Annotated in this window: 27 protein-coding genes; 17 read left to right on the plus strand and 10 right to left on the minus strand. The window is 52.6% G+C overall.

The window, feature by feature from the left end; all coding sequences use genetic code 11:
* Nucleotides 1–295: 295 nt before the first annotated feature.
* Together KNP85_RS09890 and recX are read right to left on the minus strand one after the other, a co-directional pair.
* The gene (locus KNP85_RS09890) at nucleotides 296–1,933 is read right to left on the minus strand and encodes an L-lactate permease (protein ID WP_082665790.1); all 1,638 of its coding nucleotides are present in this window, start codon (nucleotides 1,931–1,933) and stop codon (nucleotides 296–298) included.
* Nucleotides 1,934–1,982: 49 nt separating this feature from the next.
* Nucleotides 1,983–2,795 carry a recombination regulator RecX gene (gene recX, locus KNP85_RS09895; protein ID WP_021067760.1) on the minus strand — a complete coding sequence of 271 codons (813 nt, stop codon included), beginning with the start codon at nucleotides 2,793–2,795 and terminating at the stop codon, nucleotides 1,983–1,985.
* A gap of 152 nt (nucleotides 2,796–2,947) precedes the next feature.
* On the opposite strand from recX, the gene KNP85_RS09900 reads away from it, so the two are divergent.
* From KNP85_RS09900 to KNP85_RS09920, 5 genes are all read left to right on the plus strand, one after another.
* On the plus strand, nucleotides 2,948–3,856 hold the full coding sequence (locus KNP85_RS09900; protein WP_021067761.1) for a TIGR01777 family oxidoreductase: 909 nt from the start codon (nucleotides 2,948–2,950) through the stop codon (nucleotides 3,854–3,856).
* A gap of 13 nt (nucleotides 3,857–3,869) precedes the next feature.
* Nucleotides 3,870–5,021, plus strand: a complete 1,152-nt coding sequence (locus KNP85_RS09905) for an amidohydrolase (RefSeq protein ID WP_021067762.1) — start codon at nucleotides 3,870–3,872, stop codon at nucleotides 5,019–5,021.
* Nucleotides 5,022–5,222: 201 nt separating this feature from the next.
* Nucleotides 5,223–5,789: a GNAT family N-acetyltransferase gene (locus tag KNP85_RS09910; RefSeq protein ID WP_021067763.1), complete on the plus strand. Its 567-nt coding sequence runs from the start codon at nucleotides 5,223–5,225 to the stop codon at nucleotides 5,787–5,789.
* Between the two features lie 169 nt (nucleotides 5,790–5,958).
* Nucleotides 5,959–6,648, plus strand: coding sequence for a response regulator transcription factor (locus KNP85_RS09915; protein ID WP_021067764.1), 690 nt, complete (start codon nucleotides 5,959–5,961; stop codon nucleotides 6,646–6,648).
* A complete protein-coding gene (locus tag KNP85_RS09920; RefSeq protein WP_021067765.1) occupies nucleotides 6,645–8,030 on the plus strand; it encodes a sensor histidine kinase in 1,386 nt (461 codons plus the stop codon). Before KNP85_RS09915 ends, KNP85_RS09920 begins: the two co-directional genes overlap by 4 nt.
* A 30-nt stretch (nucleotides 8,031–8,060) precedes the next feature.
* Here the strand turns inward: KNP85_RS09920 and KNP85_RS09925 are convergent, their stop codons facing one another.
* A complete protein-coding gene (locus KNP85_RS09925) occupies nucleotides 8,061–8,348 on the minus strand; it encodes a hypothetical protein (RefSeq protein ID WP_021067766.1) in 288 nt (95 codons plus the stop codon).
* A gap of 121 nt (nucleotides 8,349–8,469) precedes the next feature.
* Between KNP85_RS09925 and KNP85_RS09930 the strand changes: the two genes are divergently transcribed.
* Nucleotides 8,470–8,685 (plus strand): hypothetical protein, encoded by a 216-nt coding sequence (locus KNP85_RS09930; protein WP_031200364.1) that lies wholly within the window; start codon nucleotides 8,470–8,472, stop codon nucleotides 8,683–8,685.
* Nucleotides 8,686–8,716: 31 nt separating this feature from the next.
* On the opposite strand, the gene KNP85_RS09935 is transcribed toward KNP85_RS09930, so the two are convergent.
* The 3 genes from KNP85_RS09935 to KNP85_RS09945 form a co-directional block, all read right to left on the minus strand.
* Nucleotides 8,717–9,124 carry a cytidine deaminase gene (locus KNP85_RS09935; protein WP_021067768.1) on the minus strand — a complete coding sequence of 136 codons (408 nt, stop codon included), beginning with the start codon at nucleotides 9,122–9,124 and terminating at the stop codon, nucleotides 8,717–8,719.
* A 96-nt stretch (nucleotides 9,125–9,220) separates the two neighbouring features.
* Nucleotides 9,221–10,597, minus strand: coding sequence for a 23S rRNA (uracil(1939)-C(5))-methyltransferase RlmD (rlmD, locus tag KNP85_RS09940; protein WP_131472984.1), 1,377 nt, complete (start codon nucleotides 10,595–10,597; stop codon nucleotides 9,221–9,223).
* Nucleotides 10,594–10,803 (minus strand): hypothetical protein, encoded by a 210-nt coding sequence (locus tag KNP85_RS09945; protein ID WP_016510454.1) that lies wholly within the window; start codon nucleotides 10,801–10,803, stop codon nucleotides 10,594–10,596. Before KNP85_RS09945 ends, rlmD begins: the two co-directional genes overlap by 4 nt.
* Before the next feature lie 85 nt (nucleotides 10,804–10,888).
* On the opposite strand from KNP85_RS09945, the gene yfkAB reads away from it, so the two are divergent.
* Genes yfkAB through KNP85_RS09960 form a run of 3 tightly spaced genes read left to right on the plus strand, consistent with a single transcriptional unit; the run spans nucleotide 10,889 to nucleotide 13,431 of the window.
* Complete coding sequence (gene yfkAB / locus KNP85_RS09950; RefSeq protein ID WP_021067770.1) at nucleotides 10,889–11,995, plus strand: radical SAM/CxCxxxxC motif protein YfkAB; 1,107 nt, start codon at nucleotides 10,889–10,891, stop codon at nucleotides 11,993–11,995.
* Between the two features lie 53 nt (nucleotides 11,996–12,048).
* Complete coding sequence (locus KNP85_RS09955; protein ID WP_021067771.1) at nucleotides 12,049–12,243, plus strand: hypothetical protein; 195 nt, start codon at nucleotides 12,049–12,051, stop codon at nucleotides 12,241–12,243.
* Nucleotides 12,244–12,288: 45 nt separating this feature from the next.
* Nucleotides 12,289–13,431 (plus strand): MFS transporter, encoded by a 1,143-nt coding sequence (locus KNP85_RS09960; RefSeq protein ID WP_021067772.1) that lies wholly within the window; start codon nucleotides 12,289–12,291, stop codon nucleotides 13,429–13,431.
* A gap of 37 nt (nucleotides 13,432–13,468) precedes the next feature.
* Here KNP85_RS09960 and KNP85_RS09965 read toward each other — a convergent pair whose 3' ends face one another.
* Together KNP85_RS09965 and KNP85_RS09970 are read right to left on the minus strand one after the other, a co-directional pair.
* The gene (locus KNP85_RS09965; protein WP_021067773.1) at nucleotides 13,469–13,771 is read right to left on the minus strand and encodes a hypothetical protein; all 303 of its coding nucleotides are present in this window, start codon (nucleotides 13,769–13,771) and stop codon (nucleotides 13,469–13,471) included.
* A 137-nt stretch (nucleotides 13,772–13,908) separates the two neighbouring features.
* Nucleotides 13,909–14,844: a DMT family transporter gene (locus KNP85_RS09970; protein WP_214802881.1), complete on the minus strand. Its 936-nt coding sequence runs from the start codon at nucleotides 14,842–14,844 to the stop codon at nucleotides 13,909–13,911.
* Between the two features lie 199 nt (nucleotides 14,845–15,043).
* Between KNP85_RS09970 and KNP85_RS09975 the strand changes: the two genes are divergently transcribed.
* The 4 genes from KNP85_RS09975 to KNP85_RS09990 all read left to right on the plus strand — a co-directional run bounded on the left by KNP85_RS09975 (nucleotide 15,044) and on the right by KNP85_RS09990 (nucleotide 19,508).
* Complete coding sequence (locus KNP85_RS09975) at nucleotides 15,044–16,951, plus strand: heavy metal translocating P-type ATPase (RefSeq protein WP_021067775.1); 1,908 nt, start codon at nucleotides 15,044–15,046, stop codon at nucleotides 16,949–16,951.
* Between the two features lie 110 nt (nucleotides 16,952–17,061).
* The gene (locus tag KNP85_RS09980) at nucleotides 17,062–17,988 is read left to right on the plus strand and encodes a carbohydrate kinase family protein (protein ID WP_021067776.1); all 927 of its coding nucleotides are present in this window, start codon (nucleotides 17,062–17,064) and stop codon (nucleotides 17,986–17,988) included.
* A gap of 66 nt (nucleotides 17,989–18,054) precedes the next feature.
* The gene (locus KNP85_RS09985) at nucleotides 18,055–18,492 is read left to right on the plus strand and encodes an NUDIX domain-containing protein (protein WP_034797425.1); all 438 of its coding nucleotides are present in this window, start codon (nucleotides 18,055–18,057) and stop codon (nucleotides 18,490–18,492) included.
* A gap of 68 nt (nucleotides 18,493–18,560) precedes the next feature.
* Complete coding sequence (locus KNP85_RS09990) at nucleotides 18,561–19,508, plus strand: YihY/virulence factor BrkB family protein (protein WP_021067778.1); 948 nt, start codon at nucleotides 18,561–18,563, stop codon at nucleotides 19,506–19,508.
* 41 nt (nucleotides 19,509–19,549) lie between these two features.
* Here KNP85_RS09990 and KNP85_RS09995 read toward each other — a convergent pair whose 3' ends face one another.
* Complete coding sequence (locus KNP85_RS09995; protein ID WP_021067779.1) at nucleotides 19,550–20,101, minus strand: beta-class carbonic anhydrase; 552 nt, start codon at nucleotides 20,099–20,101, stop codon at nucleotides 19,550–19,552.
* A gap of 18 nt (nucleotides 20,102–20,119) precedes the next feature.
* On the minus strand, nucleotides 20,120–21,019 hold the full coding sequence (locus tag KNP85_RS10000) for a 1,4-dihydroxy-2-naphthoate polyprenyltransferase (RefSeq protein ID WP_214802884.1): 900 nt from the start codon (nucleotides 21,017–21,019) through the stop codon (nucleotides 20,120–20,122).
* A 166-nt stretch (nucleotides 21,020–21,185) separates the two neighbouring features.
* Here KNP85_RS10000 and KNP85_RS10005 point away from each other — a divergent pair, with 166 nt between their 5' ends.
* The 4 genes from KNP85_RS10005 to menB are packed head-to-tail and all read left to right on the plus strand — an operon-like array spanning nucleotide 21,186 to nucleotide 25,815.
* Nucleotides 21,186–22,571, plus strand: a complete 1,386-nt coding sequence (locus KNP85_RS10005) for an isochorismate synthase (RefSeq protein ID WP_058765741.1) — start codon at nucleotides 21,186–21,188, stop codon at nucleotides 22,569–22,571.
* Nucleotides 22,568–24,217 (plus strand): 2-succinyl-5-enolpyruvyl-6-hydroxy-3-cyclohexene-1-carboxylic-acid synthase, encoded by a 1,650-nt coding sequence (gene menD / locus KNP85_RS10010; RefSeq protein ID WP_214802887.1) that lies wholly within the window; start codon nucleotides 22,568–22,570, stop codon nucleotides 24,215–24,217. The genes KNP85_RS10005 and menD overlap by 4 nt, the downstream gene beginning before the upstream one ends.
* Complete coding sequence (locus KNP85_RS10015) at nucleotides 24,217–24,990, plus strand: alpha/beta fold hydrolase (RefSeq protein WP_214802974.1); 774 nt, start codon at nucleotides 24,217–24,219, stop codon at nucleotides 24,988–24,990. Before menD ends, KNP85_RS10015 begins: the two co-directional genes overlap by 1 nt.
* Complete coding sequence (gene menB, locus KNP85_RS10020; protein WP_021067784.1) at nucleotides 24,991–25,815, plus strand: 1,4-dihydroxy-2-naphthoyl-CoA synthase; 825 nt, start codon at nucleotides 24,991–24,993, stop codon at nucleotides 25,813–25,815.
* The last annotated feature ends 12 nt before the right edge of the window (nucleotides 25,816–25,827 follow it).

The following is a 25,827-nucleotide window of genomic DNA, read 5'->3' on the forward strand; positions in this document are numbered from 1 at the left end:
CCTTTCCGCGCACGCAAAAAAGCGCACGTCACCTGATTGTGCAACCAATCGGATGAAGTACGCTTCTGAGTCTTCAGTCTTTTGCATGGTCAGGGAAAGGACACTACCCCTATCCAGCTGCCAAATTATGCAGTCAAATACGAGTAGCCATATGATGTTGTGTGTGTGCGTTGTAGTGTTGGGATGTACTTCATCATGCTGGCTCCTCTCTGTTCATAGTTTGAAAATCTACTAAAACCTTAGCAGACTGTTCAGAAAATTGTCAATATTATTGTCGTAAATAATTTGTAACTTTTTACAAGAAGAATGCAGCGAGCATCAAACCGACAAGACCGGTCGCTGTCACGTAATAAATCATTGGCATGAGCGTATAGCGGATAATCGTTCCTTCTTTTCCGAGGAGCCCTGCCACTGAGGCGACCGCGACGACGTTCAAGACGCAAATCATGTTACCGGCGTTCGCCCCCGCCATCTGCATCGACAAGGCAAGTGTCTCGTTGACTCCAACCGACTCGGCGACATTCGTCGTTAAACTCGAGAACATCATGTTCGAGAACGTAGCCGACCCGGAAACGAACGCCCCGAGCGCACCAATCCACGGTGCGACGAGCGGCCAGACGCCACCGAACGTGTCGGCCGCAGCCGTTGCGAGTTCGACCGGCATCGAAGCGAGACCTGCCCCACCGTTTTCCGAATGAATGAAAATCCGAACCATCGGTACTGAAGCAGCGAGCGTGATCGCCGTCCCGACGACACCGAGCGTCGTCGCTTTAAACACCGAGGTCACTTGCGACCAACTCATGTTATGGAGGAAGAACGTCGCAATCATCGTCAAGATGAACATGAAGCCTGGTGAATAGAACGGTTCCCACGATGTCGAGATGCCTTCGATACTCAAAATGTTCGGCAAATCGATGCGGACGCTACGCGTCAGTTCGTTCAAGAACGGCACGGTCCGCGTCAACACGAGGAAAATCGTTAAAATCAAGTAAGGGGCCCACGCTTTCCATTGCGGAAGCTCGCGTTTGCCTTTGCCGACAGACGGCTTCTCGAGCGGTTGATCGATTTCATCGGCATAACCGTCGAACGTCCATAACCGTTTCGGCATGAGTATGCCTTTGCGTGCCATCGTGACAAGAATGATGAGACCCGTCAGTGCACCAAGCATACCCCCGAACTCGAATCCGAGGATGAGCGTCCAGATATAGGCCGGGATGCTATAGACGAGCGCCGCGACGATCGCGATCGGGAATACTTCGAGCGCCGGCTTAATCGATTTTTCTTTACTGAAGAATCGCGTCAGCATCAAGATTAAAATGAATGGGATAAAAAGACCAACGAACATATCGATGAGTACCGTCTGCAAGACGACGGTTGTCAAAAACTCAATCGTCTCGGGTTGGTTGACGTCAAGTGACAGCCCGTTCCCAATCCCGATTAAGGCCGGTGTTCCGACCGCGCCGAACGTGACGGCCGATACGTCTGCCGACAAGGCGATGACAACGGCAGCGATCGGCGGGAAGCCGAGTGCGATTAACAGTGGTGCCGCAACCGTGGCCGGTGTACCGAAACCAGATGCGCCTTCGATGAATGAGACGAACAACCAACCGACGATGAGCACTTGAATCCGGGGATCGGGCGTAATGTTGATGAAGCCGGAACGGATGGCGTTCATGCCGCCGCCCTCTTTCATCGTATTCATCATTCCAATCGCACCGTAAACAATCCAGACTGTCGTAACGGCGATGACAAGTCCTTGTAGCGTCGCCGCCATGATTCGCGTCGCGTCGAGCTGCCAGACGAAGAACGCAAGTCCAGCCGTCAAGACAAGAGATAGTGGCATCGCAACCGACGCCGGTAAACGCATAATGACCAATAAGATGAGCACTGCCACAATCGGCATCAGTGCTGTAATCCATTCAAAAATCGTCAATGTAGACCCACCTTTTCAGTTTTTTCCCCTACCGTAAAAACATCTCCCATTATGACTCTTGTTCAGCGAGCCTCTCTAACGCCCTCTCGATCACCTCATACGGAAAACCTTTGCGACGAAGCTGCATCTTCATCCGTTGTTTCCGCTCATATGGGGCGTACCCGCTAAACTTTCGATTCAGTTTTTCAGCCTGTGTCAGACAAGCTGAAAGTTCAACGTCCTCATCCTCGTTCTCCCAAAACGTGAGAATCGCCTCTGAAATGATATCAAACGAAAATCCCCTTTGCATCAGGGTTTGTTGAATTCTTTGTTGCACTTCTGTGGCGGAACGGCGATTTGTTTCCATTTGTTTCCGATTTACGAACTTTCCGGCCTTTTCAAGCTGGTCTTCGTGCGAGATGGCGGCGATGACGTCTTCGATAAGATCCGGAGCGATTTGAAGCTGAGCGAGTTCTCGTTTGATTTTCACGGGTCCGCTCGGGCTCGTATTGAACTTTGTCTGGGTGTAAGCTTTGGCGAACTCGGCATCGTTCAAATAGCGCTGTTCAATCAAGCGTTCAATGACGCGTTTGATGGCTGACTCATCTATCTCTTTCTTCACGAGGTAGTCACGCACCTCTGAGACGGCACGCATTCGATACGATAAATAGTTGACGGCCGCTTTGTACGCTTTCTGTTCTTCTTCCGCTTGAAGGACGTCCCGGACGAAATCGTCCTCGAGTTCCATCCCTTTCGTCAATTCGTATTTGATGAAGACGTCGAGGTCGATGGCAAACGCGAATTCCTCACGTCCGTCTTTTTCGACAAAGACGTTCAATCGATCTTGATTTTTCTTCTGGGTCGTAAACTTGGCGATTTTCACAAAATCCCTCCATTTCCTGCTTCTAACATATCACGTTCCCCGTTCGGGCAGGATTTTTGATAAGTTAGAAGAAGGGGTATTATCTGTATAAGACATTCCTATATTCCTCATACCCGTTTTGAAATCGCTTAAAGGATATTGGAGGGAGACCCATGAAAATAGCAATCACTGGTGGTACCGGATTGATTGGCCGACCGCTCGTACGCGCGCTCGCCGAAGCCGGACATCAAGTCGTCGTATTGACGCGCCACCCACGTCCGCGGCAAGGAGGGATCTCGTTCGTCGAATGGATGACGCCCGATAGTCATCCTGAATCCGAGCTTCAAGACGTCGATGCCATCGTCCATTTGGCAGGAGCCTCGATCAACGACGGACGTTGGACGCACAAACAAAAGCAAGCCATTCTTCAAAGTCGGATCGATGGGACGAAAGAAGTCGTCCGCATCATTAAAAATATGAAACGCAAGCCGAGCGTCGTCATCAGCGGGTCCGCCATCGGGATATACGGTGAAGATCGATCCATCACGTATTCGGAAGCGACACCGCTCCCCGACCGAACCAACTTTTTAGGCAACGTCTGCGTATTGTGGGAGAAAGAGGCGCAACCCGTTCAAGACATGGGCATCCGTCTCGTCACGATGCGGACCGGTGTCGTCTTATCGAATGACGGCGGCGCCTTCCCGCTCATGAAGTTGCCGTACACGCTTGGTATCGGTGGACGACTCGGCTCCGGCAAGCAATGGGTGCCGTGGATTCATTTAGACGACCTCGTCCGTCTGTTCGTCCATATCCTCGAGACGAGTACGATCGAGGGACCCGTCAATGGCACGGCACCGACGCCTGTCACGATGGACGAATTCGGGAAGACGCTAGGCCGGGTGATGCATCGTCCCCACTGGGCACCCGCCCCGGCGCCGCTCCTCAAGCTCGCACTCGGAGAGAAGAGCGTCATCGTCCTCGAAGGAGCGAAAGTCGTTCCGACGAAAGCCCTCAACCACGGTTTCCGGTTCCGTTATGAAACGTTAGAACCCGCCCTGAAACAACTACTTCATTTGACTTGAAAGGAGCTAGCACGTGAGTAATTTGTTAATTCGTAACGCCCATATCTATCCGATCACCGCACCACATTTTTACGGGGACCTTCGCGTCAAAGACGGCAAAATCGTCGAGATGGCGGACTTGTTGGACCCGCTCGACGGAGAGACGGTCATCGAAGCCGAAGGCAACTTCTTGTTCCCCGGCTTCATCGATGCCCACACCCATCTCGGACTGTATGACGAAGGGACGGGTTCAGTCGGGAACGATGCGAACGAGACCGTCGAGGCGATGACCCCGCACGCACGGGCCATCGATGGCGTCTATCCGCTCGATGAGGGCTTCCGGGAAGCGCTCATGGCCGGGGTGACGGCCGTCCAAGTCATGCCTGGCAGTATGAACGTCATCGGCGGCGTGACGAGTGTCATCAAAACCCATGGCCGCTTCATCGAGGACATGGTGCTCCGCCGCTATGCCGGCCTGAAACTCGCGCTCGGCGAGAACCCGAAGCGCGTCCACAGCATGGGGAAATCCGGCGAGTTGACCCGGATGGGAATCATGGGCTTGTTGCGTGAAGCGTTCCGGACCGTTGATTCGACAAAGACGATCGGCACGTTCGGTAGCCAGATGATTCAATTGGCGCTCGATCGCAAGATGCCGATTCGTGTCCACGCCCACCGCGCCGACGATATTTTATCGGTTGTCCGCTTCGCACAAGAGTTTGACCTCGATTATCGGATTGAGCACTGTACGGAAGGACATCTCGTCGCCGAAAAGTTGCGCGAACTCGGTGTCAAACATGTCACCGTCGGACCAACGTTCACACGGAAGTCGAAAATCGAGCTCCAAAACAAGACGTGGGAGACGTACCGCATCTTACATGAGCACGATATGATCGTCTCCATCACGACGGATCATCCTTATACGCCGGTTCAATATTTGAATTTGTGCGCCGGTCTTGCTGCCCGCGAAGGGCTTCCCGTCGACGTCGCGCTCCGCGCCATCACGATTCATCCGGCTGAATCGCTCGGAGTAGACGACCGCATCGGCTCGCTCGAAATCGGCAAAGATGCCGATCTTGTCCTATGGAGCCACTTCCCGCTCGACTACATGTCGAAGCCGATTATGACCATCGTCGACGGTCACATCGTTTACTCGACGAGCCGCTCGAAAACGCATCACGAGATGTGAGTGACACCAGTCGTGAAAGCGCTCTTATTATTTTTTTGTGAAGTTGCATTTTATTTACTTGCTTTTTTAAAAAAACTATATAAAATAATCTTGTAACTTCATAAAAGGGAGCAGCCAAGGCAAGTTCGAACAACGAAGCCAGAAGTATGCTTTCGTTACAACTATTCTTCAGCGGTCTGAAATAGGAGGAGGAATGTAAAGGTGCTCAAATTTCGTGAGCTTACCGACTGCGCGGAGTTGTTCGAACTGATGCAACACCCAGATGTCTTTCCATATGTCCGTCAAAAGACGGTCCACTTTGACGAGTTTTTATTTAGCACGAAGCAAATCATCGAGCTAGAAGAGCAAGGAAACATCATCTCACGTACCATCACGAACGAGTTTGGTACCCCAATCGGGACAATCAGCTTGTTCGATGTGGAATCCGGCTATGGATTCCTCGGGACGTGGCTTGGCAAACCGTATCACGGCAAAGGTTACAATCAAGTCGCGAAAGAAGCGTTCTTCTCAGAACTTTTCTTCGAACTTGACATTGAAAGTGTATTTTTGAAAATCCGTCAATCGAATGAGCGTTCAATCGCGGCGGCGGAAAAACTGCCGTACGCTTTCTGCGCCAATGAGATTCGGTCTGAATTACTAACTGAAATCAATCAAGGTGATGTCGAATACGTTCTGTATGAAGTGTCGAAGTCGAGTTTCCAACTTTACTTGCACTCACTCCATGCGCCTGAATTCGACCATACGTACGAAGCTCAGCTCGAAGCATAAGCCAATTCTGACAAAGAATTGGCTTTTTTGTGGCGTTTTTGTGTGGATTTCATGAGGACAACTTTACGACAATGAATATTTCTGTTCTAATTCGGAGAGATAGGTATGATAGAAGTATGAGGGAATTATCACACGTCCTCGTTAACCGTTTTGTAAAGGAGAATGCCCAATGTCAGAACCAACGTTTCGCATCTTAGTGACCGATGATGAAGAACAAATGCGGGATTTACTCGTTTCGAACTTAGAGAAGGAAGGATACGAGACCGTCACAGCAACGAACGGTCTCGAGGCAATCGACTTATTGAAAGAACAGTCGTTCCACCTCGTGCTGCTCGACGTGATGATGCCTGAACTCGACGGCCTCACGGCATGCATGCGCATCCGTGAGTTCTCGAACGTGCCGATCATTATGCTAACGGCCCGCTCAGAAGAACTCGATCGCATCCACGGCTTGAAGATCGGCGCGGACGACTATATCACGAAGCCGTTCAGCCCCCGCGAGTTGCTCGCTCGAATCGAAGCGACGCTTCGTCGGACGCATAATTTCTCGAAAGAACAAGAAGCGACGTTCGATACCGGAGTCTTGTCCATCGATATCGATGGCCGTGCGGTCAGCGTGAAAGGCAAAACGGTCAACTTGACCCGGAAAGAGTTCGATTTGCTCTACTTGTTCATCACGAACGAAGAGAAAGTGTTCTCGCGTGAACAATTGCTCGACCAAATTTGGGGTACCGAGTATCACGGTAACCTCCGAACGGTCGACACCCATATCAAGACACTTCGTCTCAAGCTCGGCGAAGCGGGTGGCTACATCCAAACCGTCTGGGGGATCGGCTATAAGTTCGAGGCGACCGTATGAAGCAATACACGATCCGGAAGCGGATTTGGATCACCATCTGGACCGCTAGCCTTTTCTCCGCGTTCGTGTTCATCATCATGACGTTTTACTTGTATGACAAGTTTTATATTCAGACGCAAGAAGAACTGCTCATCAACCGCGGAGAGAAGCTCGTCACCATCTATAAGGCGGACGGCTTCTCTGACGCGTTTTCCGACAGTATGACGTACACGAACGAACTGACCGAGACGAAAGTGTTTCTCTCGTCCGTCCGGGAAGACAGTCTCGGATCGGGCAAGACGTTTTTACGGGAGCAGGACCTCGCCAAGTTGCAAGACGGCTATGCGATTTCTGTTACCCGCAAGCACCCGACCGAAGACGTCGACATCCTCATGTCCGCCTTCCCGCTCATCCGAGACGGCGAACTCGATAATGCGCTCATCCTGTATATGGAGCTGAGTAAAATCAGTGAACCGTTCCAACCGATTCGGCTCATGATCACGTTCTTGCTCATCTTGATGATCGTGAACTTACTCATTTTCGGCACTCAGATTATCGATACAATCATCCAACCGCTGATTCAAATGAAACGAGCGTCCCAAGTGTATGCCAAAGGTGATTTCTCGCACCGCATCCCCATCTATTACGATGATGAGATTGGTGAGCTTGCCGAGACACTGAACCGGATGGCCGAATCGCTCGGTCTCGTCGAAGAACAACGGAAAGAGTTTTTGGCGAACGTGAGCCACGAATTGCGGACGCCACTGTCGTATATTCGCGGTTATACCGAGATGCTTCAAGACCCGTCGCTCGATGACAAAACGAAAGATCAATATTATGAGATTATCGAGAACGAGACCGAACGGTTGCAACGGCTCGTCAACGATTTGCTCGACTTGGCCCAACTCGAGCGTGATTCGTATCCGATGACGAAAGAACCAGTCGTCTATTCGCAAGTGCTCGAAGACGTTCTCTATCGCTTCGAGCCGATCGCGCGGGCGAAAGGCGTCACCATCGAGACGGACCTCGACTTCGACTTGATTATTCTCGGGGACCACGATCGACTCGAGCAAGTCGTCGGGAATTTGCTCGATAACGCGCTCCGCTATACGGAAGCCGGCAAATCGATTCATGTGAAGACGTATGCGACCGCGAACAATGCCGTCACCGAGATTCATGACGAAGGCCGGGGCATCCCGAAAGAAGACCTCGATCAGCTGACGAAACGATTCTATCGCGTCAATAAGTCACGGACACGCGAAGACGGCGGGACCGGACTCGGGCTCGCCATCGCCAAACATATTATGGAGCGCCACGGCGGCTCGATGCACTTCGCCTCAGAAGTCGGCAACGGGACGACCGTCACACTCACGCTCCCCCTTTTACCGGACGAAGATATTTAAAAAACAGACAGCCGCGATGGCTGTCTGTTTTTAGATGTCCTTCCCTTTATAGGCATCATCTGATTCATTCATGAGACGCTCCCGCTCAGCGTGCGTCTGCGGAAAGCCGTTCGCTTGCCACTCGGCCCGGTGATTCGAGTCAAGTTGAGTGAGACCCGCTTCCGCCTCGTCTTTATCTGAATCGACACTTTCCATGCGATCCATCTTGCTCCATGTATCCTCATCGTGGTCTTGCGTCAAGAGCGCTGCCACTTTCGGCGCGACGAGCGCAGCCCCGGCCACACCGAGTACGATTCCCATTAAGACTTTCTTATCCATCCGAATACCCCTCCTTAGTCACTATGTACCGATAATTCCACTGTTCCGCAAAATCGAAACCCGTTTCCTAAAGCGTTTACACAATTTAACAGAGTGGAATAACAATCAACACAAGGAGGCGATGAGGATGAAGAAATCACAGAACCCGTCAAAGCGACCGTTCGATAATCCGGATGCTGTCGATACCGACAAGGAGAGTATCTTCGACCAGGAGGGCATGGAGACCGTCGACCCGATTCCGGTGGAAGAGCTGAACCAAAAAGTGAAGGATGAAAAACAGAAACGACACTCGAAGGACGACTCGGCCAGCGAGAAAAAATATGACGGCAACAAATAAAGATGCGGACGAATTCGTCCGCATCTTTATTTCACGTTAAATCTTTTGGCGAGAAGCCGTATGGTAGCATCTCTTCTTTTGTCATCACTTTCGTCTCTCCGGCCATGTTCGCGAGAATCAACGTAAAGTCGTCACTCGCAAACTCGGCAATGACTTGACGGCAAGCGCCACACGGCGAGATTGGGCCCGCTGTGTCTCCAACGACAACGACCGTCTCGATTGCCTTGCTGCCTTCCGATACCGCTTTGAAGATGGCGGTCCGTTCTGCACACATCGACAACCCGTACGAAGCGTTTTCGACGTTGCAACCCAAAATTTCTTTGCCGGTCTCGTCAATGACGACGGCCCCGACATTGAATTTCGAATACGGTGTATAGGCACGCGACCGTGCATCAATTGCTTTATGGACAAGCTCGTTCACTTTTTCTTGTGGGATCATCTGATGTTCCTCCGCTTCTTAACGTTTATCAAAAGAAGTCTGACATCTGAACTATAGCGTGAAAACACTGTTTTTGCAAGCGTTTTCACAACCCCGTCAATACTTTTTCTTTTTCTTCTTCTCGAAGACGACGATTGACTCGACGTGCGCCGTCTGCGGGAACATATCGTACGGCTGGATATAGTTGATTTTATAGTCGGCTTTCATGAGTTGGTCCGCATCCCGTGCGAGTGTCTGCGGGTTACATGACACGTAGACGATGCGTTTCGCTTTCGATGAGATCATTGCGTTGAGGAGCTGATGATCGACACCAGTGCGCGGCGGATCGACGACGATGACATCTGGAATCCAACCGTCCTTGACCCAGCGCGGAATCCAGTGCTCGGCCCGGCCTTCAACATAGGTTGCATGGCTGAACCCGTTCTCACGCATGTGCGCATTCGCATCTTCGACTGCTTCTGGGACGACTTCCATCCCGCGAATCTCTTTTGCATGTGGCGCGAGCCATAGCCCGATTGAACCGACACCAGCGTACGCATCGATGACCCGTTCTTGACCCGTTAGGCCAGCCGCCTCGACGACTTCCCGATACATGACTTCCGTCTGAGCCGGATTGAGTTGGAAGAACGCACGCGGTGACAAGTGGTAATGGACGTCGTCAAGCTGTTCGTCCATCTTGTCTTGCCCGGCGATATGAACCGTGCGGTACCCGAAGATGACGCCTGAACGGTTCGAGTTAATATTCAAGTGGAACGACACGACGTTCGGCAACGCCATGATGCGGTCACTCAGTTCGTCCAAACGCGGGACATCTTCATTCCCGACGACGAGTACGACTTGGACGTCATCCGTCTTATAGCCCGAGCGGACGATGACGGTACGGGCAAAACCGACGTCACGGCGCGCATCGTATACAGGGATGTCGAGTTCGTTCAAAATACGGACGATGGCGTTGTTGATGTTCGTCGTGTCGCGCTGCTGCACCATGCAGTGTTCGATTGGCACGAGCTCATTCGTGTTCGGCTTGTAGAGCCCTGACACGATTTCACCGCGGCGCGTCGAGAGCGGGAATTGTGACTTGTTGCGGTAATACCAAGGGTTGTCCATCCCTTTCGTACCACGGATATCCGATTTGTCGACGTTCAATTTCGTCTTTTGACGGAAGGCGTTGCGGACGATTTCTTCTTTATAGTCCATCTGCAGGCGCGGACTCATATGTTGAATCTGGCAACCGCCACACTCGTCATAAATCGGACATGGTGGCTTGACCCGGTCCGGTGAATCATTATCGCGCTTGATGACGCGTGCCTCGGCGTAGTTCCGCTCGACGCGCGTAATTTCGACTTTCGCCTTTTCTCCAGGTAATAAGTTCGGAATGAAGATGACCATGCGATCAATCGTCGCGATGCCCTCTCCGTTAATCCCTAGCCGCTCGGCTTGGGCGCTTGTGTATTCTCCTACGATCAGTTTCAATGTGTTTCATCCTTTCGAGATACTTGTTCTAAATCTTTGGCGTAACGTACGACTTTCGCACGTAAGGAATCAATATCAGCTAACAATCGATGCAAATCCTCTGGCGTCGTGAATTCGTCCAACGTATTGACTGATAAGCACAGTAATTCCGTTCTCGATTTTAACACGTTCATTTTTCCTGCCGTATCTGTTCGTGATTTACCCATCTCGTGATCGCTCCTTTGGTTCGTGACAAAGAGTTGTTATTATAGCATACTATTTCGTGTGACTTGATGAAAAGGTGGGATTGATATGCAAAACATCTCGACAACGTTTGATCCGTGGGAAGCATACCTCGATCAAACCGAGTTCGGTCGCCTCGTCCTTTCGAACGTCGAAGTGACGACGACCAAACTATGCAATATGCGCTGCGAGCATTGCGCGGTCGGCTATATGCTCGACCAGACAGAAGAACCCGAAGTCCCGCTCGACTTATTGATTTCGCGTTTGGATGAAATCGAGCATTTACGCGCATTTTCGATTACGGGCGGCGAACCGATGCTGTCGATGAAATCGGTGCGCAACTACGTCGTCCCACTCTTGCGTTACGCTAAGGAGCGCGGCGCCCGCACGCAAATCAACTCAAACTTGACGCTCCCGCTCTCTCGCTACCATCTTATTACCCCTTACCTCGACGTTTTGCACATTTCGCATAACTGGGGAACGGACGCCGACTTCTTAGAGGGCGGTTTCGCGATGATGGACCGAAAACCGAGCGCGGAGGCACGTTTGAAGATGCTTCAGACGATGAAAGACAACGCCCGTGCGCTTACGGCCGAGGGTGTGATCGTATCGGCCGAGACGATGCTCAACAAACGGACGATTCCGCACTTGAAGGAAATCCATGAAGAGATTGTCGCACTCGGCTGTCAACGTCATGAAGTGCACCCAATGTACCCCGCCGATTTTGCCAGTGCGCTCGAGTCGGCGTCGCTCCCTGACACTCGCCAGGCGATTCACGACCTGCTCGATGTCCGGGACGAGAACGTTTGGATGCTGTTCGGAACGTTGCCGTTCTATGCTTGTTCCGAGTTACCGGAAGACCGCGCTTTATTGAAACGGCTCCACGAGGCGAAGAACGTGACCGTGCGAAACGACCCGGATGGCCGCTCACGCCTCAACACGAACATCTTCGACGGCCAAATCATCGTCACCGACTTCGGCGATGAGCTCGGCACGCTCGGGACGTTGTATGACACCTCGTTCCAAGACGCGTATGAGGCGTGGACGAACAGCAGTTTGAACGCCACACTGTCCTGCCACTGTCCGGCTGTCAAATGCCTCGGCCCGAACGCACTCGTCAAACAAGCGTACTATCCTGAAGTGAACTTCCGGGAACGTGTGGCCGAACCGTTTTAATTGCTTCGATTCGGGAAATGTTCAGTATATAAACTGAATCGAGGTGTTTGAAGATGACAGCCATCTATGTATTTATGATCACCGTCATGGCCATCATCATTTTCGGTGGTGTGCTCAGCATCTTATTGACAGCCGCATTCGTTTCAGACAAAGTAGACCGTGATGAAGTATTCAGTCAAGGCAGTTGGGACGATGAACTCTTACACTTGAACCATGTACCCCAACCGATTGACGAGCCAAAAAGCTGAGACTCTTCTCAGCTTTTTACTATGCAATCAATGATGAGGTGAACTATGCAACGCTTTCGATTTTCAATTTTATTACTTGTCGTCTTTATCTCCGGCTTGATTCAAGGTGCGCTCATCCCGCTCTTGTCGACACTCATCGAACGGGACGGCAACCCGGCCTGGTTGAACGGGTTGAACGCGACCATGCTCTATCTCGGGGTCATCGTCTCCGCCCCGCTACTCGAACGGTTCGTCCGCAAGTACGGATTTCGTCCGACCATCGTCCTTGGCATCATCTTGACGGCGCTCGCTACGTTCTTCTTGCCGCTCTGGCCGTCCCTGCTCATGTGGGCGCTCATGCGTTTCGTCATCGGCTTCGGTGACTCGGCGCTCCATTACGGATCCCAAGTGTGGGTCACGTCCGCGAGCGATAAGCGGAGCCTGGGACGAGCAATGGCGTATTACGGGATGGCGTTCAGCCTCGGTTTCGCGGTCGGTCCGCTCATCGCGCCGCTCGTCGACCTTCACTTTTGGCTGCCGTTCCTCGTCTTGATCGTCTTCTGTCTCGCATCCTTGTTCTTGATCTTCAAGGTCGACAATGAGTATCCTGAGGCCGAGAAAGTGAAGACCGACTCGAAAGGACGCATCCGACTCGTCCTCATCGGCGGCGGGTATACGCTCTTACCTGCTTTTACATACGGGTTCCTTGAAGCGAGCTTGAATGCCAACTTACCGATTTTCACAGTCCGCAACGATATCGGGCTCACGCAGACGAGCACGCTCATCACGACGTTCATCGTCGCCTCGATTGTCGTGCAATTACCGCTCGGTCGGCTCGCCGATCACTTCGGGAAAAAGCGGATTCTTCAAATCGTCCTGACACTCGGCACGCTCGTTTTTGCGATTGCCAACCTGGCCGTCGACCATTACGTCTGGCTCCTCGTCTTGTTCGCGCTCGCAGGCGCCGGGCTCGGCTCGACATATTCGCTCGGACTGGCCCATATGACGGAAGTGTTGCCGCGTTCGTTGTTACCGACCGGCAATATGCTCTATAGCATCTCGTTCAGTGTCGGTTCGATTAGCGGACCGATGATTGGCGCATTTTGGATCGCGTTACCAAAAGAAGTGTATTTCTTGATGTATACGCTCATTCTTGGGATTCTGGCCGTCAGTTTATTCACGGCGAAAGCCAAGCCGATTGACATCTAAAAGGGAGGGTCTCCGCCGAGACCCTCCCTGTTTCACGTTATTCTTTCACCGGACCGAGCCTGACATCGTTTCGTTCGAACGCCCGCATGAACACCTCATCGAGCGCGAACGGTTCCGTCTCGAGCGAGGCCAACACGTCGGACTTGAGCGTGACTTCAATGACTCGATCATTGATTTGCCATTTCGTCTGAATGTCTTCGCCATGCCTCATAGCACGCGCGTCCACTTGCTCATGATGCTCCTTCAACCCGCGACTTACGCACTTCATCACGTATTTGACATACTCGTCTCGCGGTTGTCGAGAGATGAGTATGTTTCGGACGATTGGATTTCTTGCCACGGTAGCACCCTCCTTTCTTTTCGATTCGCACGCAAGTCTTTACAACGAAGACCGATTTCAACTGAAAGAATTCAGAATTTTTAATATATTTTGCCATGGGAACAAGATTCCGTCAACCATGCCTCTCCCTCACTTTGTCATCGCACTCCCCGATTCGCTCGTCCTTGAAAATATGTGGAGAGATAAATCCCAGCGATGACGAACAACAACCCAACGAGCGCGTTCCATGGAATCGTCTCCCCGAGTAACACGCTCGATAGGACGACACCGAATAAGGGAACAAAGAACATATAGAGCGATACCCGGCTGACCGGATTATATTTCATCAGCGTATTCCATAATGTGAACCCGACCGCCGATAAAAGGGCGAGATACAACAAGAAGAAGAGGGTCGTCACGGTGTAAGGCAGGAACACATCCCCTGGCGCAAGCACGCAACCGACGATGAGTAGTCCGAGCGAGCCAATCACCATCGCCCAAGCCGTCATCGGAGCGACGTCATGCGAGCGCGAATAATCTTTGGCAATCAAATTCCCGAACGCGCCTGAGATCATCGCCATAATCAGCAGAATCTCTCCAATCCCAAACCCGACTTCCGCGCTTGCCGTCGGCCAGTTGGCGATGACGATTCCGGAGAATCCGAGCGTAAGGGCAATCCCTTTCAAGCGATTTAAGCGATCATCCTCATAACGAAAATGAGCGAGTGCCATCTGGAAAAATGACGTCGACCCCGCGATAATCGAGCCCTGCACCCCCGTCGAGATCGAAAGACCGATATAGAAGAACAAGTATTGTAAGAACGTCAGAAATGCCCCTAAATGCGCATACGCCTTTAGCTTTTCAGCAGTTAAGCGAATCGGACGCTTGAAGACGAGTCGACTGATGACGAGTAAGAGCAGACCGGCCAATAAAAAGCGTTCCCCGGCAAAAAACAGCTGTTGCCCGTATTCGTTTTCCTGGATATCGAGCGCTTCGTAGCTCAGTTTGATGAACGGAAAGGCGCTCCCCCATAAGAACGTGTTGAATAGGGCTAAGAACGTGACCGTCCAAGGGCGTTGAAATACATTCGGCATGACACAAAAACTCCTTAATCTTTTAGTTTGTGAGTGATTACGTTTGGTGCTAAAATAGACTTACACGATAATCATTATAAATAAGGTATTCACCTTTAATTCGCGTAAAACTTAATAATATCAACAATGGATAATGATAATCATCCTCATACATTATCATTTAACTGATATATATTCTCAATTAGAAAGAGGTGCTCACATGAACACATCAACCGTCACACACGAAAAAAGCCACGTCTTCAAACGGGCCAGCTGGGTCGAACATATCGAGCTCATCATGGCGCTCATCAGTGGTGTATTGATTGTACTCGCATATATCGCGGAAAGACAAGACGGAGCTCCTGCGCTCTACGTCACTCTGTATTTGACCGCCTTTTTAATCGGCGGATATGCCAAAGCCAAGGAAGGCTTGACCGATACATGGGAGACGCGCTCCTTGAACGTCGAGCTACTCATGATTATCGCCGCCATCGGTGCTGCTTCAATCGGGTACTGGATGGAAGGCGCCATCCTAATCTTCATCTTCGCGTTATCAGGCGCCCTTGAGACGTATACGATGAATAAAAATGAGCGTGCCCTTGAATCGCTCATGGAACTCCAACCTGAGCAGGCGACCCGATTGAACAGCTCGGGCGGCCTCGAGGTCGTCCATATCGACGAACTGCGCGTCGGTGACCACATCTACGTAAGACCCGGCGAGCGCATCCCGGTCGACGGTCGGATTTTGAAAGGTAGCGCCTCGATTGAGGAAGCCGCCATCACCGGTGAATCGATTCCGGTCGACCGGAACGTCGGCGATGAGGTGTATGGATCAAGCGTAAACTTGAACGGTGTCTTGACGCTCGAAGTGACAAAGCTCGCCACAGAGACATTGTTCCAAAAAATCATTCAAATGGTCCAGCAGGCGCAAGAAGAAAAATCACCGTCCGCCCAGTTCATCGACCGGTACGAGGGACGCTACGTTCAAGTCGTGCTCGCCTCCGTCACGGCAATCATCTTGCTAGGCCCGGTATTGACGTCATGGTCGCTCGAGACGAGCATTTACCGCGGGATGATCCTTCTCGTTGTCGCTTCGCCGTGTGCCCTCGTTGCCGCCATCACGCCGGCGGCACTCGCAGCCATTGCCTCGTCTGCTAAACACGGGATTTTATTCAAAGGCGGTGTCCATATCGAAAATATGGGACGTTTGAAAGCCGTCGCGTTCGATAAGACCGGTACGCTCACAATCGGTAAACCAGAAGTCCAAGCGGCGTTGATTCATCCCGATACGACACAAGAACACGTGTATCGCATTGTCAGCTTGATTGAAGAACATTCGATGCATCCGCTCGCCGAGGCGCTCGTTCAGTACACGGGCAGTTATACGGGGGCGATGGAACACTTTAAAGACGTGACTGGGTCTGGGATTGAAGCGACCATCGACGGTGTCGCTTACCGGGTCGGTAAACAGAAATTCGCCGATCGCAGCCACGACTTTTTCCGCGACGAAGTCGAACGTTTGAAAGCGGCCGGCCACACACTCGTATTCATCAGTGACGAAGAGAAGACAATTGGGGCGTTCGCGCTTCGAGACACGTTACGTCCCGAGGCCAAGCAAGCGATCGAGCGACTCAACCACCTCGGCATCGCCACCATCATGATCACGGGTGACAACGAGGCAACAGCACGCGCTATCGCCTCCGAGGCCGGCTTGACCCGCTATATTGCCGAATGTCTTCCGGAAGAGAAAGTCGAGCACATTAAACGATTGAAACAAGAGTATGGCAGCATCGGCATGATTGGTGACGGGATTAACGACGCCCCTGCCCTCGCGACGGCCGATGTCGGGATTGCGATGGGAGAAGGGACGGACGCCGCTCTCGAGACGGCCGACGTCGTCTTGATGAAGAACGATTTGAACCGCCTAAGCTCGGCCATCAAACAGTCGCGTAAGTTGAATCGGGTCGTCCTCCAAAACGTTGTGTTCGCATTAGGGGTCATCCTCGTATTGATTGCGACGAACATCTTCGAATTGCTCGTCATGCCATTCGCCGTCGTTGGGCACGAAGGATCGACCATCCTCGTCATTTTGAACGGCCTACGCTTGCTCAGCACGTCATGGGACTGACAAAAATCGACACCGTCATTGAAAGCCGTTGGCGATTTCGCTATAATTGAAACAATGTGTCTAATTAGACCGGAACTGATTAGGAAGATTGGCTAAAGGTGGTACAGTGTATGAATACGATAGCAGTAATCGGCAAAGTGTTTGTCGATATTAAAGGAACCTCGTTCGCCCCGCTCCATAAAGATGCCAAGAACGTCGGTGACATCGCGTTCTCAAACGGCGGAACCGGCCGTAACGTCGCTCAAAATTTAGGTGTCCTCGGCAATGATGTCCGTTTCGTGTCGACCGTGACGAACGATCAAATCGGGATGGGTGTCCTCGAGGAGCTCCGCGGTTTGAATGTGAACGTCGATCACGTCGATTTGCTCGATGACAACGGCATGGGCATGTGGCTGGCCGTCATGGATAACAACGGCGATCTTCAAACGTCGATCTCGAAGCAACCGGACGAGGCGATGATGGAAGAATGTATCCTTCGTCGCATCGATACGGTGTTCGCCGAAAGTCAGGCGGTCGCAATCGACCTCGACTTGTCGGTCAACGTGCTCAACGAGACGATTGAGCTATGCCGCGAGATGAAACTCCCGCTTTACGGCGTGTGCGGCCATCTGTCTGTCATCGAACGGAACCGCCATTTGCTTCAAGGCTTCACCGGCTTCATCTGTAGCCGTGAAGAAGCAGAGATTCTATCTGACATGTCGATCGTCACGGTGGACGATGCGTTACGTGTCGCTGAAGTGCTCGCCATGAAAGGTGCCCCGCTCACAATCGTCACGATGAGTGAACTCGGTGCGGTCTATGTCGACTTGCGTACGAACGAACAAGGCCACGTCCCGACGACGAAAGTGAAAGTCGCCGACTCGACCGGTGCCGGTGACTCGTTCTTCTCCGCTGTCATCTCCGAGTTGATGAAACGCCATCCGATTGAGGATGCGCTCCGACTCGGGATGCGCGTCGCCGGGAAAGTCATCGCCTCGCACGATAACGGCCTGACGCCTGATATGTATGCATCACTCGAACAACCAGCAGCAGATTAACCAAAACGCATCGGCCGCGAGTCGATGCGTTTTGTTCACGATTCGAAATCGAAAGGAACGATTCCATTGGTCAGAACGAAATTACGCAGTGCCATCATCCTCGTGAATGAACATGACGAAGTCGCGCTCATTCGCCGAGAAAAAGAGAACCTTTTGTATTATGTCTTCCCAGGTGGCGGAGTCGAATTCGGCCATACCGCCGAAGAGACGGCCGTCCGTGAGGCGTTCGAAGAGCTCGGCGTCCACGTCGAACTCGAAGGGATCGCCGCTCACGTCGCTTTCAATGGCGAGTTGAACCCGTATTACTGGGCTCGCGTGACCGGTGGCGAATTCGGCACCGGCACCGGCGAAGAGTTTCAAGCCGAACAGACGAATGGTTCATACACACCAATGTGGGTGAAACGCAGCGCGCTCAGCCATTTACCGGTACGACCGCCGTCACTCGCCGACTTGCTCGCGAACGAGGCCGAGCGCTTTTTCAATAAAACGCTGGCCGAAGACTGATTTTATGTGTAGCCTCCTGACATTTCGGGAAAGAAAGTTTCTAACGATAACGTTCAGGAGGCTCATACATGGATACTACAGAAGTGAAAGAAAAAAAGAATTGGTTCGCCTTCGGGAAAGAGTTGCTTCGTCGCTTCAAAGAACATGATGTTCAAGATTACGGCGCGACGCTCGCTTTTTTTTGGTTCTTATCGATTTTTCCGGGCATCATCTTCATTCTCGCGTTGCTCTCGTTCTTCGACATTTCCCAGGCATCGTTCCAAGAACAGTTGAACAACTTGGCGCCTGGGGCGGCCGCGACTGATTTTTTGACCGGGATTTTTGACGCGATTGGCGAACCGCGCGGCGGACTCCTCTCAATCGGTGCGATTTTGGCGATTTGGTCGGCCGCTAAAGGGGTCGAACGCTTGATTAACATGGCGATTCACGCATACGGGGAAGACAACGAACGAAACTTCTTCGTCAGCAAAGGCATCGCGCTCGGCTTGACGCTCTTGCTCGGTGTCGGCGTACTGTTGCTCATTGTCTCGAACGTGTTCGGTTCACAAATCATCGACTTTTTGATGCGCTTCATCCCCATCTCAGGGGCTGACGTCATCTTGATTAACGTGTTCCGCTACGTGTTGACGACCGTCATCTTGATTTTGACGCTCTCGATTTTTTATAAGATTGCTCCTCAACAACACGTGTTTTGGAAGAGCACGATTCCAGGCGCGATCTTCGGCGTCATCGCCTGGCAGCTCGTCTCACTCGGATTCAGCCTGTACGTCTCAAACTTCGGCAACTACGATTCGACGTACGGTTCACTCGGGGGGATTATCGTCACGTTGCTCTGGTTACAATTGACCGGCATGATCATTTTGATCGGGTCAGAAATCAATGCTACTTGGCAACGTTTCTTCAAAACGCCGAGCGAACGTGAGTACGAGAAAAACTATAAGAAAAATAAAAAGTCCAAATCGAAAGATTCGGACGAGGACGAGTATAAAGACATTCCCGTCAACACATACGGGTAACGAAAGAAAGGCGGTCTCTGCAGGAGAGACCGCCTTTTACGTTATGCTTCGACGACATCGAGACGTCCCGTCGCCGGATCGATGACGAATCCGTGGACGTTCGTGCCCGGTGGCAAGAGTGGATGGTTTTTGATGAGACTGACCGAGTTGACGACGTTCGCTTCGACCGAGTCAAACCCGTGTAACCACTTCTCCAAATCCATACCCGACGATTTGAGCGTCTGGAGCGTTTGCGGTTCGATCCCGCGACGCTCCATTTCGCCGATGACCGCGTTTGGGTCGATGGCCGCCATCCCGCAATCATAGTGCCCGATGACGATGACTTCTTCCGCTCCGAGCGCATACAGCGCGACAAGAATGGAACGCATGACCGAACCGAACGGATGTGATAGGACAGCACCCGCATTTTTTATAATTTTAGCATCCCCGTTTTTCAAACCGAGAGCTTTCGGCAGTAACGCCGTCAGACGTGTATCCATACATGTTAAAATGACAATTTTCTTATCGGGGAACTTGTCCGAGACGAACTCTTCGTATTGTTTCTCCGAGACGAATTTTTCATTGAACGCTAACATTTCTTGAACGACTGACATATGGTTCCCTCCTTTTATTTACGCGATGAATCGCGCGACCATCAAACCGATGACCATCCAAGCACCGAACAACGTGTTCACTTTTGCGGTCATCGCCATCGCTGGCATCAATTGAGCCGGTTCCTGTTTGATCCAAAAGCGTTTCACCGCCCGAATCATAATCGGAATGGTCAAGAGTGACAACAGCACCCAAGGCGTCACGCCAAACCCGACGACAGCGACGATAATGCCAATCAACGCCGCGATAAAGAATCCGGCTAAGACGAGAACCGCACGTCGATGTCCGACGAGACAGGCAATCGTTTTGCGCCCGTTCACTTTATCGTTATCTAAGTCGCGAATATTGTTCGCGAGCAAGATGGCCCCGATTAACAGCGCCATCGGGAACGACACGAGCAACAGCTCCGTCGTCACCGTTCCGATTTGGAGGTATCCTGAAATCCCGATAATGACATACCCCATGAACAGACCGGCGACGAGTTCACCGAACGGTGTATAGGCGATGGGAAGCGGACCTCCTGTATAGAGGAACCCGACGACCATCGACAACACGCCGATCCAAATCAAGTGCCAGCTCGTCGAAGCGGCGATATAAAGACCGAGCACGGCCGCTACCCCGTACATCCCAAGGGCAATCCCGAGGACTTGGCCCGGTGTGAATCCATCGCGTACGATTGAACCACCGATTCCGATTGACCCTTCATGGTCGAGCCCGCGCTTATAATCGTAATACTCATTGAATAAATTCGTCGCGATTTGAATCAAGACCGAGGCGATGAGCATCGCCAGGAACAGTCCCCATTTCAATTCGACTTGCCCGAGGACGATGAACGTCCCTAACAGCACCGGTATGAAGCTCGCCGTCAATGTGTGCGGACGAATCATGCGCCAATAGGCACCTTTCTCTCTCTTCTTCATGCACTTCCCTCCCTTCGTTAGTTTACGTCTCTTTAAAAAAATCTGTCAATGCCCGTCGCTCGAACGGTTCCCTTCACTTTCCCGAGCATTTGACGGCCAGTTCTGCCGTGAAGTCATGATACACTAAAGAATGAGAATTCCATTGGATTGAGGAGGCTTTTCTTACATGCCAGATACTCAAACACACATTAAACAACGAATCGAGCAAGCCCATAAACGGGCACGTGCTTGGCAACGGCCGGTCTTGGCCTCCTACACGTGGGAGATCCCTTCGTTCGATGCGTTTCATATCATTCAAAACACGGAAACGTCCCATTATTATTTTTCGACACCCGACCGCTCCCTCGAGATGCTCGGATGTGCCGATGCGCTCGTGTTGACGGCTTCTGGCCCGGAACGGTTCCAACGGTTGCAATATGATTGGAGCCTGCACCGCCGGGACGTCGACGCGGTCATTTATGCGTTCTCGGGCTTCTCGTTCGACACGTTCATCCGCCCCCAGAAAAATATGTGGGAAGCGTTCGGCGAAGCGTCATTGGTCGTGCCTAAATTTTTATATCGCCGTTCGGGTGACAAACACACGTTGACCGTCTCGACGCTCGTGTCGGCGAAACGTTCGGTCGAACAATATTTGATTCAACTGGCCGATCAGCTCGCCCAGTTCAACGCGTTGCACGCTCCCGACGAGCAGGCACCGACCTACTCTCAAGTGAAAGATGGCGTCGACCACTTCAAGTCGAGCTTCCAACAAGCCAAATTGAACATCTCGGAAGAACGTGTCGAGAAAATCGTCATCGCCCGTGAAGAGATTTATCAAACATCAGAAGAGCCGTTCCCGTTCGCGACGACGTTACGCCATTTGTCAGAACATCAAACGGGCAGTTACGTCTTCTTATATCAACCAAAGCGAGAAATCGGCTTTTTCGGGGCGACCCCGGAGCGCCTCGTCAAAAAACAAGGACCGTACATCGAAACGGCAGCCATCGCCGGAACAATTAAACGACCGGACACAGAAATCGAGGCGGATGTAGCCAAACAGACGCTGTTGCACGATGCCAAGAATTTAGATGAGCATCAAATCGTCGTGAAGGACATTAAAAACGCCCTCACTCCATACGCGGCTACTATCAAGGCACCCGAAACGCCGCGTATATTAGAAAATCGCTCGGTGTTCCATCTGCATACACCGATTCAAGCGACACTCGATACGAACGCATCATTGCTGTCCATCATCGAGTCGCTCCACCCGACGCCCGCGCTCGGCGGTTCACCGAAACGGACGTCTGTCCGCTTATTGCGTGAGATTGAGCGGTTCGACCGCGGTTGGTACGGTTCGCCGTTCGGCTGGTTGAATACGGAAGGAGAAGGCGAATTCGTCGTCTCGATCCGGTCCGCCCTCGTGCATCACCAATTCGTGGCGCTATACGCAGGCTGTGGAATCGTCCAAGAGTCTGAACTCGAAGCGGAACTCGCCGAGACGGAAATCAAGCTCAGTCCAATCAAGCAAGCACTCGGATTGGACAAAGTAAGCGCAGGAGGCAATCAAGCATGAATGAAACGTTAACGGATTGGGTCGCCCAGATGATGAACCGGCTCGTCGAACAAGGCGTCGAGGATATCGTCATCAGTCCCGGTTCGCGCTCGACCCCGCTGGCCATGGCCGCTTATCTTCATCCGAGCGTCCGTCATCATATCATCGTCGATGAACGTTCGGCCGCCTTCTTCGCTCTCGGCTTGACCCGCTCCACCTCATCGTTGCGACCGGTCGCGCTCATCTGCACGAGTGGCACCGCCGCGACCAACTACTTTTCCGCGGTGGCCGAGGCGAACATCTCGCAGTTGCCGCTCATCGTATTGACGACAGATCGTCCGCATGAGCTCCGGAACGTCGGCGCTCCTCAAGCAATCGATCAAGTCAGGCTGTACGGCGAGCATGTCAAAGCGAGCATCGACCTCCCTGTTCCTGAAGCCGCCAGTCAGCGCTACATGGAACAAGCGGTGAGCCGGCTCGTTCGAACGAGCATGCACGCGCCATTCGGACCAGTCCACGTGAACATCCCGTTCCGCGAGCCGTTATTGCCGGACATCGAACGCTTAACGTCACTGCTTGAAGGGGACGCCAAATTGTCTGAACCGACCTATCTCAAGCCGACAACAAGTGACGTGAACCGCTTCAAACGAGACATCGATGTTGAACGGCTCGCCTTCCTCGTCGGTCCCGGAACACCGGCGTCATGGCTTGAAGCGATTTATAAAGCGGCGCAAACGTATCATATCCCAATTTTCGCCGACCCGTTGAGCGGGATGCGCCGATTTGATCACGTGCTGACGAACTACGACACATGGCTCGCGAGCGAGCATCGGACGGAATGGACGCCTGACACGGTCGTCCGCTTCGGCGCCGCTCCTGTCTCGAAACGATTGAACCAGTGGCTCCAGGACGTCCCGTGCGTCTTGATTGAGCAACCGGGCTCGTTCCGCGACCCGTCAAATCATGCTACGGTCGTGTACGGAGATGCGATTGATTATGTAGCCGCCATCAACAAAAACTATGACGTCGACTTATTCGATCGGTTCGCGTTGTTCGAACAGATCACCGAATCCGCGAAACCTGCTTTGAGCGGAGAAAGTGCATTGACGCGTCATTTGCTAGCGTCACGTCTCGAACGCATCTTCGTTAGCAATAGCATGCCGATTCGTGATATCGATACGACACTTTCAGCCGGTCAGTCGATTGACGTCGTCGCCAACCGCGGGGCGAATGGGATTGACGGCATCATCTCGAGCGCGCTCGGTGCCTGTCACGATACGGACAAGGCTGCCCTGTTAATTGGCGACTTGGCGTTTTATCATGACAGCAACGCGCTCCAACTCGTCAAATCGCACCCAGGTACGTTCTCCATCGTCGTCGTCAACAACGACGGGGGCGGCATCTTCTCCTTCTTGCCACAAGCTTCGATTGCACCGCAAATGTTCGAGGACTTGTTCGGGACGCCGCTGCAGTTGAATCTACGTGGATTCGCTGACACGTACGGGCTCAGCTATCAACGGCTCGAGCAGCCTGAAGACGTCACGGCCGCCATCGAGGCGGGCGTCCAACTCATCGAGTTCCCATCCGACCGTACGACGAACGTGGCGGAGCACCGTCGTTGGACTGCTTCGCTCACGGACCGCTTGGCGATGGGGAATGAGTCGTGATGCGTCCGCTGCGAGGCGTCTCGTACGAGGTGCTCGAACGCGGCAACGGCCGGCCGGTCTTGCTGTTGCACGGCTTCACAGGAAACGCGGGATGGCTTTCCCGCTTCCCGGAACTACCCGTCCGACTCGTCGCCCCGACACTGTTGCAACATGGTGAAACGGGCCATCAGCCGGTCGAGCGTGCCAAGATGAGTCAACAGGTAAAAGACTTGTCGGCGCTACTCGATACGGACGAAGGCCCGTGGACGGTCGTCGGTTACTCGCTCGGCGGACGTGTCGGCATGACACTCGCCGCCTATGATGATCGGGTCACCCATTTTATCGGCATTAGCACGACGCCCGGACTCAGTGCGGCCGAACGTCGACAACGCCGGCTTCAAGACGAACAGCTCGCCGAATTCATCGAGCGAGCAGGACTTGAGGCGTTCGTTGACCGTTGGGAACAGCTTCCGCTCTGGCACCAGACTGATGAGATGCGTGCCGCACTCCGTCCTGAGCGGTTGGCCCAACATCCAGCCGCACTCGCGGACAGCCTTCGCGCTATCGGGACGGGCAGCATGCCGTCGCTCTGGCCGCTACTCGAGCGCTTACCTCGCACCGATTTGATTGTCGGAGAACACGATGTGAAGTTTCAACAGATTGCTAGGAACATGCAGTTGATCCGTCCCGATATTGAAATTCATGAAATTTCGGACGCATCTCATGCTCCACATGTCGAGAATGCCCAACAATTTGGTACAATGATAGAGAAATTGATTTTAGGGGGAATTTAAATGGAATCAGTAGCAAACTGGACATCGGTCCGCACGTACGAAGATATCAAGTACGAGAAGTGGAACGGCATCGCCAAAATCACCATCAACCGTCCGGAAGTACGGAACGCGTTCCGTCCACTCACGGTAAACGAGCTCATCGACGCGTTCGCACGCGCCCGTGACGATAAAGAAGTCGGTGCCATCATCTTGACTGGTGAAGGCGATCAAGCCTTCTGCTCAGGCGGCGACCAAAAAGTACGCGGCCACGGCGGCTACGTCGGTGACGACGAGATTCCACGCTTGAACGTCCTCGACCTTCAACGCTTGATTCGCGTCATCCCGAAACCAGTTATCGCCATGGTAGCCGGTTATGCAATCGGTGGCGGACACGTCTTGCACGTCGTCTGTGACTTGACGATTGCAGCCGACAACGCCCGTTTCGGTCAAACTGGACCAAAAGTGGGCTCGTTCGATGCCGGTTACGGTTCAGGTTACTTGGCTCGCATCATCGGCCACAAGAAAGCACGCGAAATCTGGTACCTCTGCCGTCAATACGACGCACAGCAAGCGCTTGACATGGGACTCGTCAACACGGTCGTCCCACTCGAGCAACTTGAAGCCGAGACGATCCAATGGTGCCAAGAGATCTTGCAACACTCTCCGACGGCACTTCGCTTCTTGAAGGCAGCGATGAACGCCGACACGGACGGACTTGCAGGACTTCAACAGCTTGCCGGCGACGCGACGCTTCTCTACTACACGACAGACGAAGCGAAAGAAGGACGCGACGCTTTCAAAGAAAAACGCGACCCAGACTTCGGTCAGTTCCCACGTTTCCCGTAAATCGACAAAGAG

Source organism: Exiguobacterium sp. s194, from assembly GCF_018618275.1.
Lineage (GTDB): Bacteria > Bacillota > Bacilli > Exiguobacteriales > Exiguobacteriaceae > Exiguobacterium > Exiguobacterium chiriqhucha.

Coding starts and splice junctions, on each gene's coding strand:
- KNP85_RS09925 (WP_021067766.1), bottom strand. CDS start 8,348: ATGGATAAGAAAGTCTTAATGGGAATCGTACTCGGTGTGGCCGGGGCT.
- KNP85_RS10005 (WP_058765741.1), top strand. CDS start 21,186: ATGCCAGATACTCAAACACACATTAAACAACGAATCGAGCAAGCCCAT.
- KNP85_RS10015 (WP_214802974.1), top strand. CDS start 24,217: ATGCGTCCGCTGCGAGGCGTCTCGTACGAGGTGCTCGAACGCGGCAAC.
- KNP85_RS09960 (WP_021067772.1), top strand. CDS start 12,289: ATGCAACGCTTTCGATTTTCAATTTTATTACTTGTCGTCTTTATCTCC.
- KNP85_RS09935 (WP_021067768.1), bottom strand. CDS start 9,124: ATGATCCCACAAGAAAAAGTGAACGAGCTTGTCCATAAAGCAATTGAT.
- KNP85_RS09990 (WP_021067778.1), top strand. CDS start 18,561: ATGGATACTACAGAAGTGAAAGAAAAAAAGAATTGGTTCGCCTTCGGG.
- KNP85_RS09930 (WP_031200364.1), top strand. CDS start 8,470: ATGAGGATGAAGAAATCACAGAACCCGTCAAAGCGACCGTTCGATAAT.
- KNP85_RS09970 (WP_214802881.1), bottom strand. CDS start 14,844: ATGCCGAATGTATTTCAACGCCCTTGGACGGTCACGTTCTTAGCCCTA.
- KNP85_RS09980 (WP_021067776.1), top strand. CDS start 17,062: ATGAATACGATAGCAGTAATCGGCAAAGTGTTTGTCGATATTAAAGGA.
- menD (WP_214802887.1), top strand. CDS start 22,568: ATGAATGAAACGTTAACGGATTGGGTCGCCCAGATGATGAACCGGCTC.
- menB (WP_021067784.1), top strand. CDS start 24,991: ATGGAATCAGTAGCAAACTGGACATCGGTCCGCACGTACGAAGATATC.
- KNP85_RS09900 (WP_021067761.1), top strand. CDS start 2,948: ATGAAAATAGCAATCACTGGTGGTACCGGATTGATTGGCCGACCGCTC.
- KNP85_RS09945 (WP_016510454.1), bottom strand. CDS start 10,803: ATGGGTAAATCACGAACAGATACGGCAGGAAAAATGAACGTGTTAAAA.
- KNP85_RS10000 (WP_214802884.1), bottom strand. CDS start 21,019: ATGAAGAAGAGAGAGAAAGGTGCCTATTGGCGCATGATTCGTCCGCAC.
- KNP85_RS09955 (WP_021067771.1), top strand. CDS start 12,049: ATGACAGCCATCTATGTATTTATGATCACCGTCATGGCCATCATCATT.
- KNP85_RS09995 (WP_021067779.1), bottom strand. CDS start 20,101: ATGTCAGTCGTTCAAGAAATGTTAGCGTTCAATGAAAAATTCGTCTCG.
- KNP85_RS09915 (WP_021067764.1), top strand. CDS start 5,959: ATGTCAGAACCAACGTTTCGCATCTTAGTGACCGATGATGAAGAACAA.
- yfkAB (WP_021067770.1), top strand. CDS start 10,889: ATGCAAAACATCTCGACAACGTTTGATCCGTGGGAAGCATACCTCGAT.
- KNP85_RS09975 (WP_021067775.1), top strand. CDS start 15,044: ATGAACACATCAACCGTCACACACGAAAAAAGCCACGTCTTCAAACGG.
- KNP85_RS09920 (WP_021067765.1), top strand. CDS start 6,645: ATGAAGCAATACACGATCCGGAAGCGGATTTGGATCACCATCTGGACC.